This is a genomic window from Pseudomonas hormoni (assembly GCF_018502625.1).
GTDB lineage: Bacteria > Pseudomonadota > Gammaproteobacteria > Pseudomonadales > Pseudomonadaceae > Aquipseudomonas > Aquipseudomonas hormoni.
Genome location: NZ_CP075566.1, coordinates 342,071 through 359,659, shown reverse-complemented (window position 1 = coordinate 359,659; position 17,589 = coordinate 342,071). Strand labels below are relative to the sequence as shown.

Here is a 17,589-nt window from a genome sequence, read left to right as displayed (position 1 = left end):
GGCGGTTAAGAAGGGATTAAATTCGGGCTATTTCCAGAGCTTTGCATGATCCCACGACCGCTTCGCCAGCAGGCTGGCTCCCATTTGGAATGCATTCAACTGTGGGAGCCAGCCTGCTGGCGATGCGGTTGATCAGTCGCCGTAGATATCAGACTTGAAGTACTTGTCCGAAATCTTCTGGTACTCGCCACTGGCGCGAATGCCGTCGATGGCCGTGTTCAGCTGGCTGACCAACTCGGTGTTGCCCTTGCGCACTGCAATCCCGGCGCCCTCGCCCACGTATTTCGGATCCTTGAGCTCCGGCCCGACAAAGGCATAACCCTTGCCACGCGGCATCGTCAGGAAGTCATTCAGCGGGATGGTGTCGGCAAAAATGGCATCGAGGCGACCGGCCGCCAGGTCCATGTAGATCTCTTCGTTGTTGCCGTAACGCTTGACGTTGATGCCCTTCGGTTCAAACACCTCGGTGGCGTAACGGTCGGTGGTGGTCGCGCGCTGCACGCCGACGGTCTTGCCCTTGAGGCTGGCGTATTGATCATCCACGGTTGCGCCTTCTTTCATCACCAGACGCGATGAAGTGAAGTAGTACTTGTGGGTGAAGTCCACCGACTTCTTGCGGTCTTCGTTGATGGTCATGGACGACAGCGCCATGTCGATTTTCTTCACTTTCAGGGAAGGAATCAGGCCATCGAACTCACCTTCGACCCAGACACACTTGACCTGCATCTGCGCGCACAGGGCATTGCCGATGTCGTAGTCGAAACCAACGATTTCGCCTTTGTCGGTTTTGGACGCGAACGGCGGGTAAGCCGCTTCGATGCCGATGCGCAGGGTTTTCTCGGCGGCGAACAAAGTGCTGCACGCCAACAGGCTCAGGGCCAGACCGGTGATGAGGGGGAATTTCTTCATGTTCGTTCTCTCGCGGGTTGTTGTTGGTTTGGCAAGACAGATGAAGAGCGGAAACAGGAGAAGCCTTTTTTTGTACTTATAATTCCATACTGGACTTTTATGTATTAGTCGTCAATCGGGCAGACAGGGGTGTGCCTGGCCGATGGTCGGGTGGTGAGTCAGGAGGACATTAGGTGTTGCGGATCGCCTCTTCGCGGGCAAGCCTCGCTCCTACAAGAATCGCGTCGTTCATACATTATGTGAACGACGCAATTCTTGTAGGAGCGAGGCTTGCCCGCGAAGGCGTATTTGTAGACTCCGCAGGAATCACTGCTTCCAGCGATCCGCCGCCGCATGATCACTGTCACGCCCCTCTACCCAACGCGCACCATCACTGGTGTTTTCCTTCTTCCAGAACGGCGCACGGGTTTTCAGGTAGTCCATGACAAAGGCGCAGGCGTCGAACGCCGCCTGGCGGTGAGCGCTGGCGGCGCCGACGAAGACGATCGGCTCGCCCGGCTCCAGCGCGCCGATGCGATGCAGCACTTCCAGCTTGAGCAACGGCCAGCGCTGCTCGGCCTCGGTGGCAATCTTGCCAAGGGCCTTTTCGGTCATGCCCGGGTAGTGCTCAAGAAACATCCCGGCCACGTCTAGCCCGTCATTGAAGTCGCGCACGTAGCCGACAAAACTCACCACCGCCCCGACACCGACATTGGCGGCGTGCATGGCGTTGACTTCAGCGCCCGGATCGAACGCCGTGGATTGCACACGAATGGCCATGGCTCAGCCTCCGGTCACGGTCGGAAAGAACGCCACTTCATCGCCATCGCTGACCGGCTCGTCGAGTTGGCAGAGGTCTTCGTTGCGGGCGCACATCAGGTTCTGCTCGCTCAACACATCGGCGCCATCACGCTTGGCCAACAACGCGCGAACGTCATCGACCGTGGCGAAGTCACCTTCGACCTTTACTGAGTCGACGCCCAGTGCTTCTCTATAACGAGCGAAAAACTTCACGGTGACGTTCATGGCTGATCCGCCTGGAAATGGCCGCTCTTGCCGCCGAGTTTCTCCAGCAGGCGCACGCTTTCAATGGTCATGCCGCGATCGACGGCCTTGCACATGTCGTAGAGGGTCAGCGCGGCAACGCTCGCGGCGGTCAGCGCTTCCATCTCGACGCCGGTCTGCCCGGACAGTTTGCAGCGCGCAACGATGCGCACGGTGTCGTCACCTTCAGCGCTGAGCTCGACTTTGACGCCAGTGAGCATCAGCGGGTGGCACAGGGGAATGAGGTCGCTGGTTTTCTTTGCCGCCTGAATGCCGGCGATGCGCGCCACGGCGAAGACATCACCCTTGGGATGGCCGCCACTGACGATCATCTGCAGGGTTTCGGGCAGCATGCGCACCAGCGCCTGGGCCGTCGCTTCACGGAACGTCACGGCTTTTTCAGTGACGTCGACCATGTTGGCGCGACCTTGGGAATCGAGATGAGTCAGCACAGGGTTACTCCTGATCAAGAGCCTCGATTGTAAACCTGTGGGTCAAATTTCCGCACGCAAGATTATTGAGCGCCGAAGTCCTCTGTAGGAGCGAGGCTTGCCCGCGAAGGCGTCCTCACGTCCGCCAAAAGCTTCGCGGGCAAGCCTCGCTCCTACAAGGGTGGATGGGCATAAAAAAACGGGCGGCTTTGGGGCCGCCCGGTTTTGGTGACGCAGTTACAAATGCGATTCGGCGTATTCGGCCAGAATCGAACGAGGCACCCCTTGCAGGGTGATGTGGACGCCGTTCGGGAAGTCCTTGAAGCGTTCAGTCAGGTAAGTCAGCCCGGAGCTGGTCGCGGACAGGTAAGGGGTGTCGATCTGCGCCAGGTTGCCCAGGCACACCACTTTGGAACCGGCGCCCGCACGGGTGATGATGGTTTTCATCTGGTGCGGCGTGAGGTTCTGGCATTCATCGATCAGAATCAGACTCTGCTGGAAGCTGCGGCCCCGGATGTAGTTGAGGGATTTGAACTGCAACGGCACTTTGCTCAGGATGTAATCGACGCTGCCATGGGTGTTTTCGTCATCCATGTGCAAGGCTTCGAGGTTATCGGTGATGGCGCCCAGCCAAGGCTCCATTTTTTCCGCTTCGGTGCCGGGCAGGAAGCCGATCTCCTGGTCCAGACCCTGCACGCTACGAGTCGCGATGATCCGGCGATAGCGTTTGCTGACCATGGTCTGCTCGATCGCCGCCGCCAGTGCGAGGATGGTTTTACCGGAACCTGCTGCCCCGGTCAGGTTGACCAGGTGGATATCCGGATCGAGCAAGGCGTACAGCGCCAGGCTTTGATAGATGTCACGCGGTTTCAGGCCCCAGGCTTCCTGGTGCAACAGGGGCTCCTGATGCAGGTCGAGAATCAGCAGCTTGTCCTCGTCGATCTCCTTGATCCAGCCGACAAAACCCTGTTCGTCGATGATGAACTCGTTGATATGCACTGCCGGCAGGTTGTCGATCATTTTCACCTGGTGCCAGGTGCGGCCGTGATCCTGACGGGTTTCGACATTCCTTACGAGGTCCCAGAAGGACCCGGCCATGGTGTGGTAGCCATTGGGCAGCAGCGATACGTCGTCAACCAGTTGGTCAGTGCTGTAGTCCTCGGCCGCGATCCCGCACGCACGGGCCTTGAGGCGCATGTTGATGTCTTTGGTGACCAGCACCACGGGCAGCTTGGGTTCGCGCGCGTGCAGGTCGATCAACTGGTTGATGATGATGTTGTCGTTCAGGTGCTCGGGAAGAATGATGTTCGGTTCGGCACGTTTGCTCATCAGAATTGACAGCAAACCTTTTGGCCCACTTTTTCCACGCTGGATCGGTACACCCAGTTCAACGTCTTCAGGGCTGGCATCGCCCAGGGTCTTGTCGATCAGGCGAATCGCCTGACGGCATTCCGCAGCCACGCTGTGATGCCCGCTCTTGAGCTTGTCCAGCTCCTCAAGCACGGTCATCGGGATCGCGACGTGGTGTTCTTCGAAGTTAAGCAGGGCGTTTGGATCGTGAATCAATACGTTGGTATCGAGTACATAAAGGATTGGCTGGTTGGAGGAAGAACTACGTCCGTGATCATCCATACTCGGTCACCTTTGTGGGAGCCATTCGACGCAATACCTTGGCGGTGCTGCGCCTCGAAGTGACTACCGAATTCACCTGCGGGGACTCAAGTGAACTGCATCCATAGCGGGGTCTTGGGAGACGCCACCTGTGTTGCAGGTTTCGGCGGTCTGTCTTCGTAATACTCCAAAACCCATGACAGAAAAAAGCACTTTGACGTTTTTTTGAAGTTTATTTTTCAGAGTGACCAATAGCACTAGGCGGATGGCCATCACCCCGTTAAAGTCGGAAGTCCGCCTGCATCGAAATTCCGCTCAAAATCACCCTTCCTCCAATGTTTGCTGGGTTTTACCCTTTCAGCGAAATCCGTCCTGACAGTCCTCCCAACCGATTCCACTGGGCGCCGTTTGCGTAATGAGCCAGGGCATCGCCGTTTTCACTCCGTCCTGCTTGATGTTGAAGTTGATCACCCCATGCCGCCACAACAGCATCAGGGTCAACACACGCTGCGCGCTCTGGTTGGCCTTGAGCTTGCCGGCGCCGTCCTGGGCATCGATGTCCCACAGCGCCACCTGCAAGCCCTGGGACCTGAAGAAGCCTTCCGCGTCCGGACGGCGCTGGCCGTCCGGCGGACGGAACAGCGGGACGTAGTTCTCCGGCAATTTGCTCTTGACCAGTTCGGCACTGCGCCGCACCGAATCCTGCCAGTCCTGCCAGTGGCTGTGGGAGCGGAACTCCCAGCCTTGCACGCCGATGCACTGCGTCGAGTAAGTCGCCTGCAGGCTCGCCACTGAGCGCTCGCTCAGGCGCGCCTGAATATCCTTGCCAAGGACGAAGAACGTACCCGTCATGTTTGCCTTGCGCAGGTACTCGGTGACCCACGCCGTGTTGTCCGGCGCGGCATTGGCGGCGCTGTCGAAGGTCAACAGGAACAGCCGGTCATGCATCGACTCGCCGTTGCGCTCGTAGTCGCCAAAACGATCGACTTCGCTGCTGGTTTGCGGGAACAGCGCCGCCTTGCGCAACTGCTCGTCGAGGTACTGCGCATGGAACAGCCGGCTCGGTTCGGCCCACTTTATGTAGTAGCTGTCGTCGCTGACCTGAAACTTGGCGGCTTGCTCGCGCAAGGTGGCCATGTCTTCGACCAGAAAACAGAAGGAAGCATCTTGATCGCAGCTTTGCTGGGCGAAGTTGTAATTGGTCAGCAAGCGTTGCCACAGGCGCTGACGCAGGTTGTTGACCGAATCCAGATTGATCGTGCGCAGGCCCAGGCGCTGGGCAAGGCTTGCTTCGTCCAGCGATTCACTGGCCAGCAGAACACGAGCGAACATCAGAATCTCTGCGCGCGAGGCGACATCGAACAGGGTCGGGTTGCTGAGCTGTTCCGGCCAGGTGCTGCGATCGAGCGTCGCCACATCGCCCGGCGCCGCAACGGCACCGAAACTCAATAGCCAGGCTGATAAAAGAAAAACGATACGCAATGGGATGTCTCCATAACAAAACCCGCGCGGCACTATAGCTGATACAGGTTGACCCAACCCACTGTGGCGAGGGAGCTTGCTCCCGCTGGGCTGCGAAGCAGCCCCAAACCAGCACCCTCATTCCTTCAGGAAAAACCGTCGCATCGATTTTGCGACCGCTTCGCGCTCGAGCGGGAGCAAGCTCCCTCGCCACAGTGGTCTCTACCCGCCAAGAGAAACGGGCTCACCGCCGATCACCTATGGCCTTGATAGCTGGAGTCATTAAGGACAACCCCCTAGAATCGCCCCCACATTAAAGGAGACGACTTCATGCTGATGGTGATTTCCCCCGCCAAGACCCTTGATTACGAAACACCGCCGGCGACCAAGCGCTTCACCCAGCCGCAATACCTCGACCATTCCCAGGAGCTGATCCTGCAGTTGCGCGACCTGACGCCAGCGCAGATCAGCGAGCTGATGCATGTCTCCGACAAAATCGGCGGGCTCAACGCCGCGCGTTTCGGCAGCTGGACCCCGGCGTTCACACCGGAAAACGCCAAACAGGCATTGCTGGCGTTCAAGGGTGACGTTTATACCGGGTTGAACGCTCAGACCTTTAGCGAAGCCGATTTCGATTACGCCCAGCAGCATCTGCGCATGTTGTCCGGCCTTTATGGCCTGTTGCGTCCACTGGACCTGATGCAGCCGTATCGCCTCGAAATGGGCACCAAATTGCCCAACGCCCGCGGCAAGGACCTGTATGCCTTCTGGGGTACGCGGATCAGCGAATGGTTGAACGAGGCCCTGGCCGACCAGGGTGATGACGTGCTGCTGAACCTGGCGTCCAACGAGTATTTCTCGGCGGTCAAACGCACAACCTTGAATGCCCGCATCATCAATACCGATTTCAAAGACCTGAAAAACGGCCAGTACAAAATCATCAGCTTCTACGCGAAAAAAGCCCGGGGCATGATGAGCCGCTTCGTCATCGAAGAACGCATCAACGACCCTGCCACCCTCAAGCAATTCGACGTCCAAGGCTATCGATACAGCGCCGAGCAGTCCAAACCGGACAACCTGGTGTTTCTTCGCGATCACACTCCCGAGTAACGCACCTGATTGGCGCACGACAGCAAATTTTCCGTCGTGCGCCTGCGTCCGATCGTCCAACAATTTCCCGCCTGATTCGCCAGCCTCTTGACGCCAAAAAACCATCGGTCAGTTTTCTAACTTTAGTTTCACTCGACTTCGATGATTTTTTTCAGTAGTGGCACTGAAATTTTTTATCGGTAGTGGCACAAAACTATCTTTCCTGCTTATCGCCCCGTGTAACAAGGGTGAGACAGCAAGTGCCATCAGTTTGAAAGTAGTGCCATCTTTCTCAATATTTCAAGAAATTTCAGAATTCGCGATGGGCGGACTGGAACTATGTCCAAATGCGTAGCTCATACCACCGGTAACGATTATCTCTGAACATGTACGAGATAACTTACGCAGAGAAGAGATCACGTAGCGAAGTTGTCACAATAACTTTGGCTACATAATCCCTGATTTGGGCAACACATGAAGGACAGGAGATAACGCATCACTGCTATCCCCTACACGGCCAAGGCAGCGCCCCTATAAACGTGCTCACCCGAGCACCCGAACCGCTTGATTTACGGGCTTCTGGCCTGGCATTGAGCGCGCAAGACCTTTGCACGGATGACCTCTGATCAGAGGACTCGGCTGCATAACAGGGCAAATCATAATAATAAGGCCTAGTTGCGCACATCTTGAGTGCACTTATTTAGACACTCGGAACTTATATGCCTGCACACGGCATTGCGGCGCCTGTCGCCCAAACTTCCGAGTGCACTATGACCGCTGAACACCATTAACTCCGGCCATGTAATGGCTTGATAAATACAGAGGTAAATGCGATGCGCATCAGCATATTTGGTTTGGGTTACGTCGGTGCAGTATGTGCCGGTTGCCTGTCTGCACGGGGCCATGACGTCGTTGGCGTCGATGTCGCCAAAGACAAGATCGATATGATCAACGCCGGCAAATCGCCGATCGTTGAACCGGGTCTGGGCGAACTGCTGGCCAAGGGTATCGAAACCGGCCGTCTGCGCGGTACGACCGACTTCGCCGAGGCGATTCGCGACACCGACCTGTCGATGATCTGCGTCGGCACGCCGAGCAAGAAGAACGGCGATCTGGAACTGAACTACATCGAAGCGGTATGCCGCGAGATCGGTTTTGTCCTGCGTGACAAGACCACCCGCCACACCATCGTGGTTCGCAGCACCGTTCTTCCGGGTACGGTCGCAAACGTTGTCATCCCGATTCTCGAAGATTGCTCCGGCAAGAAAGCCGGCGTTGATTTCGGTGTGGCGGTGAACCCTGAGTTCCTGCGTGAAAGCACTGCGATCGCCGACTACGACCTGCCACCGATGACCGTCATCGGCGAGTTCGACAAGGCATCCGGTGACGTTCTGCAATCGCTGTACGAAGAGCTCGACGCGCCGATCATCCGCAAGGACATCGCCGTTGCCGAGATGATCAAGTACACCTGCAACGTGTGGCACGCCACCAAGGTGACCTTCGCCAACGAGATCGGCAACATCGCCAAGGCGTGCGGCGTCGACGGTCGCGAAGTGATGGAAGTGGTCTGCCAGGACAAAACGCTGAACCTGTCCCAGTACTACATGCGCCCAGGCTTCGCGTTCGGCGGCTCCTGCCTGCCGAAGGACGTGCGTGCCCTGACCTACCGCGCCGGCGCCCTGGACGTGCAATCGCCGCTGCTGAACTCGCTGATGCGCAGCAACGAATCCCAGGTACAGAACGCCTTCGACATCGTTTCCAGCCACGACAAGCGCAAAGTCGCCCTGCTGGGCCTGAGCTTCAAGGCCGGCACCGATGACCTGCGCGAAAGCCCGCTGGTGGATCTGGCCGAAATGCTGATCGGCAAGGGTTACGACCTGAGCATCTACGACGCCAACGTCGAATACGCCCGCGTTCACGGTGCGAACAAGGACTACATCGAGTCGAAGATCCCTCACGTCTCGTCCTTGCTCAATTCCGACTTCGACGAAGTGATCAACAACTCTGACGTGATCATCCTCGGCAACCGTGACGAAAAATTCCGCGCCCTGGCGCAGAACGCTCCGCACGGCAAGCAAGTGATCGACCTGGTCGGCTTCATGTCCCAAGCCACCAGCGTAAGTGGCCGGACTGAAGGCATCTGCTGGTAATACCCGCTCCCTGTAGGAGCCAGGCTTGCCGGCGAACCAGGCGTCCCGGTGTGTCATGCAGGCAGCCTTCGCGGGCAAGCCTCGCTCCTACAGCTTTTACGCCTGCCTTAACCCCATCGGGCCACCCCACAGGCTCGCCCGAGATAGAGACGGATGCAGATTATGCACAGGCTAAAGCACGGCCTACTTCAGGCCGCCGGTTGGCTGTTTTACTTAAGTATTCTGATGGGCATCGCCATGGCGTTGCCTGCGACGACGTTCGATTCCGAGTCGAAGGATTTCATCTTCCTGATCGGCTTCATCGGGATCTGGCGTTATTCGATGGGTGCCACGCACTTCCTGCGCGGCATGCTGTTTCTGTACGTGGTCTACCCGCACCTGCGGCGCAAAGTGCGCAAGCTGGGTAAAGCGGCAGACCCGTCCCATGTGTTTTTGATGGTCACCAGTTTTCGTATCGACGCGCTGACAACTGCCCAGGTCTATGCCTCGGTGATTCGCGAAGCGATCGACTGCGGCCTGCCGACCACCATGGTCTGCTCGATCGTGGAAATGTCCGATGAGAAGCTGGTGAAAAGCCTTTGGGCCAAGATGAATCCGCCGGAGCGGGTCAAGCTCGACTTCGTGCGCATTCCCGGCACCGGCAAGCGTGACGGCCTGGCCTACGGTTTCCGCGCCATCTCCCGCCACCTGCCGGACGACCGTGCAGTGGTTGCCGTGATCGATGGCGACACCGTGCTCGCCGAAGGCGTTGTGCTCAAGACCGTGCCGTGGTTCCAGCTGTTCAGCAACGTCGGCGGCCTGACCACCAACGAGTTCTGCGAAGTGCGCGGCGGCTACATCATGAGCGAGTGGCACAAACTGCGCTTCGCCCAGCGTCACATCAACATGTGCTCGATGGCCCTGTCCAAACGCGTACTGACCATGACCGGCCGCATGTCGGTGTTCCGCGCAACGGTCGTGACCGATCCGGACTTCATCGCCGACGTGGAAAGCGACTCGCTGCAACACTGGCGCCTTGGCCGCTTCAAGTTCCTGACCGGTGACGACAAGTCGAGCTGGTTCAGCCTGATGCGCCTGGGCTACGACACGTTCTACGTGCCCGACGCGGCGATCCACACCGTGGAACACCCGCCGGAAAAAAGCTTCATCAAGGCCAGCCGCAAACTGATGTTTCGCTGGTACGGCAACAACCTGCGCCAGAACGCCCGCGCCTTGGGCCTGGGTGTCAAACGCCTCGGTCTGTTCACCTCGGTGGTGCTGTTCGATCAACGCGTATCGATGTGGACGTCCTTGCTGGGCCTGACGGTCGCGATCATCGCGTCCTTCAAGTACGGCACCGCGTTCATCCTGGTTTACCTGCTGTGGATCGGCATCACCCGCCTGATCCTGACCCTGCTGCTGTCCTGCTCCGGTCACCGGATCGGCCCGGCCTACCCGGCGATTCTCTATTACAACCAGATCGTCGGCGCGCTGGTGAAAATCTACGTGTTCTTCCGCCTCGACCAACAATCCTGGACTCGCCAGGACACCAAACTGACCCGTGATCTCGCCAGCTTTCAACGTTGGTTCAACACTTGGTCGTCTCGGACCATGACCTTCTCCGCCGGCAGCATTTTTGTCGCCGTGCTGCTGATGATGGTCTGACCGCCCCCTTATTGAATTAACCAGGAAATCGCCCCTATGAATACCGCCGTCAACGCCAACGTAGTGCATGAATCCGAAGCCCAGCGCCAACACGCCCGAGTGAAAATTCCGGCCAAGCTGCGCTTCTTCGGTCCGGACCGGACGCCGGTTGAAGCCCGGGTCCTGGACCTCTCCGCCGGCGGCCTGGCGTTCAACGCCGGCCAGCTGCCGCTGAAGATCGGCGATGTGCACAAGGCTCGCCTGCAATTCGTCATCGATAACCTCGGCCTGGCCATGGACGTGGAGCTGCAAGTGCGCTCCTTCGACCGCCAGACCGGCCGTGCCGGTTGCCAGTTCCAGAACCTGGAACCGCAAGACATCTCGACCCTGCGTCACCTGATCACTTCTCACCTGGCCGGCGACATCGTCAGCATGGGTGAAGTGCTGGCAACCCTGCAGCGCGACAACTTCACCAAGGCGCGCAAGGTCAAGGATGGCGGCCACGGCATGACCGCGTTCGGTCGCCTGCGTGCAGTGACCTTCAGCCTGGCGATTTTCATCGTCGGCCTGGCGGCGTTCGGTTTCATCTTCAAATCGGTGTACGGCATGTACTTCGTCAGCCATGCGCAGGCCGGTCTGGTCAGCGTGCCGGGCATGAACATCACCATGCCGCGTGACGGCACCGTGCAGAGCCTGATCAAGGCTGACGGCGTTGCCGCCAAAGGCGCTCCGCTCGCCACGTTCAGCACCAGCATGCTCGACGTACTCAAGGGCCATCTGGACGACAATCAACTGCAACCGGCCAAGGTTGAAGAACTGTTCGGCAAGCAAATGACCGGCACCCTGACGTCGCCGTGCGACTGCACCGTGGCCCAGCAAATGGTCGCCAACGGTCAGTACGCCAGCAAGGGCGACGTGATCTTCCAACTGGTGCCGCGCAACAGCGAAGCCAACGTCGAAGCGCGCTTCTCCTATCGCCAGTTCGGCGATGTGCGCCCAGGCACCAACGTCAGCTTCCAGATTGCCGGCGAAGACAAAACCCGCACCGGCAAGATCGTCAGCAGCACCAGCCTGAAAAGCGCCGACCTGTCGTCCGACATCCGCGTGCTGATCCAGCCTGACGAACCGCTGGACAGCAAATTCGCTGGCCGCCCGGTTGAAGTGAACAGCGACCGTGGCCCGAACCTGAACTGGCTGATCGATAAAGCCATGGCTTCCGGTATTTAAGCAGAGGACATGCCCGTGACCATCACAAAAATCTCGAATACGCCGCAGTCCCTGTGGGAGCGAGCCTGCTCGCGATGGGATCGCCGCGGTTTGTCTGATGTACCGAGCCGCTTGAATCGCCAGCAGGCTGGCTCCCACATGGGTACGGTGTGTGCTTTGGCCCTGGCCGTGAGCCTGGCCGGTTGTGCCGGCCTGCCCGACCAGCGCCTGGCCAATGAAGCCCTCAAGCGCGGCGATACCACGCTGGCGCAGCAGAACTACAAGCAACTGGCCGACCTGGGCTACAGCGAGGCTCAAGTAGGCCTCGCCGATATCCAGGTCGACAGCCGCGACCCGGCGCAGGTCAAACAGGCCGAGGCGACGTACCGCGCCGCGGCCGACGTTTCGCCGCGAGCTCAGGCTCGTCTGGGTCGCCTGCTGGTGGCCAAGCCCGGTTCCACCGAAGCCGAACAGCACGAAGCCGAAGGCCTGTTGAAAAAAGCCTCGGCCAATGGCGAAGGCAACACGCTGATCCCGTTGGCGATGCTGTACCTGCAATACCCCCACAGTTTCCCGAACGTCAACGCGCAAAAGCAGATCAGCCAATGGCGCGCCGAAGGCAAACCGGAAGCGGGCCTGGCCCAAGTGCTGCTCTATCGCACCCAGGGCACCTACGACCAGCACCTCGACGAAATCGTCACCATCTGCAAAGCCGCGTTGAACACCACCGACATCTGCTACGTCGAGCTGGCCACGGTTTACCAGAAACAAGGCAAACCGGAACAGCAGGCCGAGCTGATCAAACAGATGCAAGCGGCGCATACCCGCGGCACCGTTTCCGCCCAGCGCGTGGACAGCGTTGCTCGTGTGCTCGGTGATGCAAGCCTGGGCAAGACCGACGAAAAAACCGCTCAGTCGCTGCTCGAAGACATCGCCCCCGCCTATCCCGCTTCATGGGTCAGCCTGGCGCAATTGCTCTACGACTTCCCGGAACTCGGCGACGTCGACACGATGATGAAGTACCTGGACAACGGCCGTGCCGCTGACCAGCCGCGTGCCGAACTGTTGCTCGGCAAGCTCTACTACGAAGGCAAATGGGTGCCGGCCGACGCGAAAGTCGCCGAAGAACATTTCCAGAAAGCCGTCGGCAAAGAAGTCGCCGCCGATTACTACCTCGGCCAGATTTACCGCCGTGGTTACCTGGGCAAAGTCTATTCGCAGAAAGCACTGGATCACCTGCTGACCGCTGCGCGCAATGGCCAGAACAGCGCCGACTTCGCCATCGCCCAGCTGTTTTCCCAAGGCAAGGGCACCAAGCCCAGCCCGCTTAACGCTTACGTCTTCAGCCAATTGGCCAAGGCGCAGAACACGCCACAAGCCACCGAGCTTGCGCAAACACTCGAAGCCCAACTGCCGCCTGCCCAGCTCGCCGAGGCCCAACGCCTGTTGAAACAAGAACAGGCCGTTCGTGGCGCCTTGAGCCCGAACACGCTGGAACTGCATGCCCTGGAAGAAGAAGACGGCGAGGAATCCCTATGAAGTTGAATCCATTCGTGAAGGCCGGTATCGGCCTGTCATTCGCCCTCTTGTGGTCATGCCCAACCCTGGCGGCTTTGACCGAGACCAAGAACTACGGTCTCGACGTCAAAGTCACCGGCCAGTCCGAAGACGACCGTGACCTTGGCACCGCCAGTGGCGGCGATGTCAGCGGCGTCGGTCTCGACTTGCGCCCATGGGTCTATGGCGAGAGCGGCGCGTGGAGCGCCTACGCCATGGGTCAGGCCGTGACGTCGACCGACATCATCGAAACCGACACCTTGCAGCAGTCCGACAGCGACGGCACCCAGACCACCGACAACGGTGATCGCAAGACCAAGAAAAACTACCTGGCCATGCGCGAATTCTGGGTCGGCTACAGCGGCCTCACGCCGTATCCGGGCGAGCAGTTGAAGCTCGGTCGCCAACGCCTGCGTAACGACGACGGCCAATGGCGCGACACCAACATCGAAGCCCTGAACTGGACCTTCGACACCACCCTGTTGCGCGCCAACGTCGGTATTGCCGAACGCTTCAGCGAATACCGCACCGACCTTAAGGAACTGGCACCGAAAGACAAGGATCGCCTGCACGTCTACGCCGATACGGCGTATCAATGGACGCCAGGCAACTGGGTCGGGATTCGCGGTCATCACACCCACGATGACGGCAAGCTCGACTACCCGGAACCGGGTGTGGCCGGCGACTCGTTGGACAAGAAACAGAACGGCGACATCAGCTGGCTCGGCCTCACCGCTGACAGCGATGCCTACAACTACCGCAATACCAACACCGTCAATTACTGGGGCAGCGTCACCGGCATGAGCGGCGACACCGACACGGTGAATCAGCTCAACGCCGACGGCTCTCGCCCGACGGAAGCCAAGCGCGGTGAAGACCTCAACGGCTGGGCCACCGATGTCGGCGTGCGTCTGCGCCTCGATCCGCAATGGCAAGTGGGTGCAGCCTATGCCCGCGCCAGTGCCGATTACGAACAGAACGGCCTGGAAAGCAACCGCTCGAACTACACCGGTACGCGCTCGCGGGTTCACCGTTTCGGCGAAGCCTTCCGTGGCGAAATGAACAACATGCAGACCGCTACATTGTTCGGTTCGTGGATGCTCAACGACGAATACGACGCCAGTGTGATCTACCACAAGTTCTGGCGTGTCGACAGCAGCAAGCCAGTCGGCAGCAATGGCATCAACGCCGTCGATAACGATATCGATGGCAGTGGCGCGAGCACCTCGTTACCGCTCAAAGAGGGTAGCAACGACCTCGGCCAGGAAATGGACCTCGTCGTCACCAAGTACTTCAAGCAAGGCCTGTTGCCTGCCGCGTTGAGCCAGTCGATCGACGAACCGTCGGCCCTCGTGCGCTTGCGTGGCGGTGTGTTCAAGCCGGGCGATGCCTACGGCAAAGAAGTCGACTCGTACATGCACCGCGCGTTTGTCGACGTGATCTGGCGCTTCTGATGCGAACCGCTAAGGGAGTTCCCGACATGAACAGTCCGAAAAGAGGCACACTGACCTTGCTGGCCGGCGCGATGCTGCTGGCAAGTTCGGCGTGCTTCGCCAATGTGGAGTCGGTCAAGCCGACAACCACGGCCAAGGAATTGCAGCAGGCCAAGACCTACACCGTCAGCAGCGCGCCAACCGCGCCGCTGGAGCTGGAAAAACCGAAACTGCCGGACACCTCCGGCTACACCGCCGAAGCCATCGCCGCGAAAATCGTGCGCACCAAGGCCGGCAAGATCAGCGTGCGCCGGATGATGCAGGAAAACGCCCTGAAGGACTTCATCGGCGGCGATAACAAAATGGCCGAGTGGGTGGTGCGTCAGCACGGTATCCCGCAGGCGATTTTCATCGACGACGGCTACATGAACCTCAGGGATCTGGCGAAGAAACTGCCCAAGCAGTACTTCAGCGAAACCTCGCCGGGCGTGTTCCTGGCGAAGTTGCCGATCGTGGTTGGTGAGAAAGGCATCCTGGAAATCGACAAGCAGACCCAGGAGCTGCGCCTGTCCCAGGAGGCCGGTTCGTTCCTGGTCAACGACGGCCAGCTGTTTGTGCGTGATACCAAAATCACCGGCTGGAGCGAGAAGGCAAACGGCCCGGCGGCCTTCAAGTCGCCCAAGGAATTCCGTCCGTTCCTGCTGTCCTGGGGCGGCACCCAGACCTACATCGCCAACAGCAAGATAGCCAGTTTCGGTTACGCCAACAGTAAGTCGTACGGCGTGAGTATTTCCCAGTACACGCCGAACATGGCCAAGGTTTTGAAGCGTCCTGAACCGAGCGGCTGGATCGTCGGTTCCGAGTTCTCGGACATGTGGTACGGCTTCTACTGCTACGAAACCCGCGACTTCGTGGTCAAGGGCAACACCTACAAAGACAACATCGTCTACGGCATCGACCCGCATGACCGCTCGCACGGTCTGATCATCGCGGACAACACCGTTTACGGGACCAAGAAGAAGCACGGGATCATTATTTCCCGTGAGGTCAACGACAGCTTCATCTTCAACAACCGCAGTTATGACAACAAGTTGTCGGGCCTGGTGATCGACCGTAACAGCGTCAACAACATCATCGCCTACAACGAGATCTACAAGAACCACACCGACGGCATCACCCTCTACGAGAGTGCCGACAACCTGCTGTGGGCCAACAAGGTGATCAGCAACAAGCGCCACGGCATTCGTATTCGTAACAGCGTGAACATCCGCCTCTACGAAAACCTGGCCATGGCCAACGGACTGACCGGCGTCTACGGCCACATCAAGGACCTGAGCGACACCGACCGCGACATCAAGCTCGATCCATTCGATGCCCAAGTGTCGCTGATCATCGTCGGCGGTGAACTGGCCGGTAACGGCAGCGGACCGCTGTCCATCGACTCGCCGCTGAGCGTCGAGCTGTATCGCGTGTCCATGCTCGCCCCTACCAAATCCAGCGGCATCAGCTTCAACGGGATTCTCGGCGAGCGTCAGGATGAAATTCTCGACCTGCTGGTACGCCAGCAAAAAGCCGTGCTGATCGACCCTGTCGAACGCCAGACCGAAATGCGGGACTGAGGATAATTTTATGCACCCACACTTGATCAAATTACTCAGCCTGTCGGCTCTGACCGCCGGCATTCTCGCGGCCAGCGCCGGCGCTCGTGCCGATGAAGCTGCCGGTAAAGTAAGTCCACCGGCATTCAACGCCGAGCCGTGCTGCAACCTGTGCCCCGAAGCCCACGACGCGAAGAACTACACCACGCGTTACCAGCAGAACTTCACCACGCTGGTGCAGGCTCAGGGCGACTGGTTGTTCCGTACGCAGGAAGACTTGCGCACCGAATTCGACACCACCCCCGCCGGCTACAAACGCATGAAAGAACTGCACGATGCGTTCAAGAGCAAAGGCGTGGAGCTCGTTGTTGTTTATCAACCCACCCGTGGCCTGGTGAACCGCAACAAGCTCAACCCGGAAGACAAGGCCAAATTCGATTTCGACAAAGCCTTGAGGAACTACAAGACCATGCTCGGCCGTTTCGCCGCCATGGGCTACGTAGTGCCGGACCTGTCGCCGCTGACCAACGAATCGCTGCCCGACACCCTGCCCGCCCACGACTTCTACTTCCGCGGCGACCAACACTGGACGCCGTATGGCGCCCAGCGCACAGCGAAAATCGTCGGCGAGAAAATCAAGCAATTGCCTGAGTTTGCCGGCATTCCGAAGCGCGAATTCGAGAGCCATAAGTCGGGTCGCATGGGCAAGACCGGAACGTTACACAATATGGCCGGTCAACTCTGTGGCACCAGCTACGCGATCCAGTACATGGATCAGTTCACCACCGAGCCAAAAGGCGAAGCGGCGGATGGCGACCTGTTCAGTGACTCCGGCAATCCCGAGATCACCCTGGTCGGCACCAGCCACAGTGGCAAGAACTACAACTTCGCCGGTTTCCTCGAAGAGGCCATCGGCGCCGACATCCTCAACGTGGCGTTCCCTGGCGGTGGCCTGGAAGGTTCGATGCTGCAGTACCTGGGCAGCGAAGAGTTCCAGACCAAGCCGCCGAAGATTCTGATCTGGGAATTCTCGCCGCTCTATCGCCTCGACCAGGAAACCATCTACCGCCAGATGATGGCGCTGCTGGACAACGGCTGCGAAGGAAAGGATGCACAGATGAGTGGCAGTGCCACGTTGAAACCGGGCAAGAACGAATTGATGGTCAACAGCAAGAACCTGAACCTGCAAAACAGCAGTCACCAGGTTGACATCCGTTTCGCCGATCCGTCGGTGAAAACCCTGCAAGCCACCCTCTGGTACATGAACGGTCGCCACGAGGACATCAAGATCGAAAAACCGGAAACCTCCGATACCGACGGGCGTTTCGCCTTCGAGTTGCGCACGGACGAAGACTGGGCCTCGCAGAATCTGCTGGCCGTCGAAGTCCAGGGCCCTGAAGCAGGTGCCGCGCCACAGAAAGTCGAAGCGAAAATCTGCAAACGCAACGTGTTCCCAGGCGCTGAGCAACGTACCGCTCAGGCCGGGCAATGAGGCAAC

Annotated in this window: 14 protein-coding genes; 8 read left to right on the top strand and 6 right to left on the bottom strand. The window is 58.9% G+C overall.

Features of this window, described 5'->3' with window-relative positions:
• Nucleotides 1-132: 132 nt before the first annotated feature.
• From KJF94_RS01585 to KJF94_RS01560, 6 genes are all read right to left on the bottom strand, one after another.
• Nucleotides 133-909, bottom strand: coding sequence for an ABC transporter substrate-binding protein (locus KJF94_RS01585; protein ID WP_214380764.1), 777 nt, complete (start codon nucleotides 907-909; stop codon nucleotides 133-135).
• Between the two features lie 306 nt (nucleotides 910-1,215).
• Entirely contained in the window at nucleotides 1,216-1,668 is a 453-nt protein-coding gene (moaE, locus tag KJF94_RS01580; protein ID WP_214380763.1) for a molybdopterin synthase catalytic subunit MoaE, read from the bottom strand.
• 3 nt (nucleotides 1,669-1,671) lie between these two features.
• Nucleotides 1,672-1,914, bottom strand: coding sequence for a molybdopterin converting factor subunit 1 (gene moaD / locus KJF94_RS01575; RefSeq protein WP_214380762.1), 243 nt, complete (start codon nucleotides 1,912-1,914; stop codon nucleotides 1,672-1,674).
• Complete coding sequence (gene moaC / locus KJF94_RS01570; RefSeq protein ID WP_214380761.1) at nucleotides 1,911-2,384, bottom strand: cyclic pyranopterin monophosphate synthase MoaC; 474 nt, start codon at nucleotides 2,382-2,384, stop codon at nucleotides 1,911-1,913. Before moaC ends, moaD begins: the two co-directional genes overlap by 4 nt.
• Nucleotides 2,385-2,600: 216 nt before the next feature.
• A complete protein-coding gene (locus KJF94_RS01565) occupies nucleotides 2,601-3,995 on the bottom strand; it encodes a PhoH family protein (RefSeq protein ID WP_214380760.1) in 1,395 nt (464 codons plus the stop codon).
• Between the two features lie 336 nt (nucleotides 3,996-4,331).
• Nucleotides 4,332-5,456: a polysaccharide deacetylase family protein gene (locus KJF94_RS01560; RefSeq protein WP_214380759.1), complete on the bottom strand. Its 1,125-nt coding sequence runs from the start codon at nucleotides 5,454-5,456 to the stop codon at nucleotides 4,332-4,334.
• Between the two features lie 309 nt (nucleotides 5,457-5,765).
• On the opposite strand from KJF94_RS01560, the gene yaaA reads away from it, so the two are divergent.
• From yaaA to KJF94_RS01520, 8 genes are all read left to right on the top strand, one after another.
• A complete protein-coding gene (gene yaaA, locus KJF94_RS01555) occupies nucleotides 5,766-6,545 on the top strand; it encodes a peroxide stress protein YaaA (RefSeq protein WP_214380758.1) in 780 nt (259 codons plus the stop codon).
• Between the two features lie 812 nt (nucleotides 6,546-7,357).
• Nucleotides 7,358-8,674: a nucleotide sugar dehydrogenase gene (locus KJF94_RS01550; RefSeq protein WP_214380757.1), complete on the top strand. Its 1,317-nt coding sequence runs from the start codon at nucleotides 7,358-7,360 to the stop codon at nucleotides 8,672-8,674.
• A gap of 162 nt (nucleotides 8,675-8,836) precedes the next feature.
• Entirely contained in the window at nucleotides 8,837-10,318 is a 1,482-nt protein-coding gene (gene alg8, locus KJF94_RS01545; protein WP_375379867.1) for a mannuronan synthase, read from the top strand.
• 36 nt (nucleotides 10,319-10,354) lie between these two features.
• A complete protein-coding gene (locus KJF94_RS01540; protein ID WP_214380756.1) occupies nucleotides 10,355-11,524 on the top strand; it encodes an alginate biosynthesis protein Alg44 in 1,170 nt (389 codons plus the stop codon).
• A 15-nt stretch (nucleotides 11,525-11,539) separates the two neighbouring features.
• Entirely contained in the window at nucleotides 11,540-13,042 is a 1,503-nt protein-coding gene (gene algK / locus KJF94_RS01535; protein WP_214380755.1) for an alginate biosynthesis TPR repeat lipoprotein AlgK, read from the top strand.
• Entirely contained in the window at nucleotides 13,039-14,514 is a 1,476-nt protein-coding gene (locus tag KJF94_RS01530; RefSeq protein ID WP_214380754.1) for an alginate export family protein, read from the top strand. The genes algK and KJF94_RS01530 overlap by 4 nt, the downstream gene beginning before the upstream one ends.
• A gap of 26 nt (nucleotides 14,515-14,540) precedes the next feature.
• Nucleotides 14,541-16,112, top strand: coding sequence for a mannuronan 5-epimerase AlgG (algG, locus tag KJF94_RS01525; RefSeq protein ID WP_214380753.1), 1,572 nt, complete (start codon nucleotides 14,541-14,543; stop codon nucleotides 16,110-16,112).
• A 10-nt stretch (nucleotides 16,113-16,122) separates the two neighbouring features.
• Nucleotides 16,123-17,583: an alginate O-acetyltransferase gene (locus KJF94_RS01520; RefSeq protein WP_214380752.1), complete on the top strand. Its 1,461-nt coding sequence runs from the start codon at nucleotides 16,123-16,125 to the stop codon at nucleotides 17,581-17,583.
• Nucleotides 17,584-17,589: the final 6 nt, after the last annotated feature.

What these genes read in the sequence shown, in the direction of transcription:
- KJF94_RS01550 (WP_214380757.1), top strand. Translation starts at nt 7,358, where the DNA reads ATGCGCATCAGCATATTTGGTTTGGGTTACGTCGGTGCAGTATGTGCC.
- moaD (WP_214380762.1), bottom strand. Translation starts at nt 1,914, where the DNA reads ATGAACGTCACCGTGAAGTTTTTCGCTCGTTATAGAGAAGCACTGGGC.
- KJF94_RS01530 (WP_214380754.1), top strand. Translation starts at nt 13,039, where the DNA reads ATGAAGTTGAATCCATTCGTGAAGGCCGGTATCGGCCTGTCATTCGCC.
- yaaA (WP_214380758.1), top strand. Translation starts at nt 5,766, where the DNA reads ATGCTGATGGTGATTTCCCCCGCCAAGACCCTTGATTACGAAACACCG.
- moaE (WP_214380763.1), bottom strand. Translation starts at nt 1,668, where the DNA reads ATGGCCATTCGTGTGCAATCCACGGCGTTCGATCCGGGCGCTGAAGTC.
- KJF94_RS01520 (WP_214380752.1), top strand. Translation starts at nt 16,123, where the DNA reads ATGCACCCACACTTGATCAAATTACTCAGCCTGTCGGCTCTGACCGCC.
- KJF94_RS01585 (WP_214380764.1), bottom strand. Translation starts at nt 909, where the DNA reads ATGAAGAAATTCCCCCTCATCACCGGTCTGGCCCTGAGCCTGTTGGCG.
- alg8 (WP_375379867.1), top strand. Translation starts at nt 8,837, where the DNA reads ATGCACAGGCTAAAGCACGGCCTACTTCAGGCCGCCGGTTGGCTGTTT.
- KJF94_RS01565 (WP_214380760.1), bottom strand. Translation starts at nt 3,995, where the DNA reads ATGGATGATCACGGACGTAGTTCTTCCTCCAACCAGCCAATCCTTTAT.
- algG (WP_214380753.1), top strand. Translation starts at nt 14,541, where the DNA reads ATGAACAGTCCGAAAAGAGGCACACTGACCTTGCTGGCCGGCGCGATG.
- KJF94_RS01540 (WP_214380756.1), top strand. Translation starts at nt 10,355, where the DNA reads ATGAATACCGCCGTCAACGCCAACGTAGTGCATGAATCCGAAGCCCAG.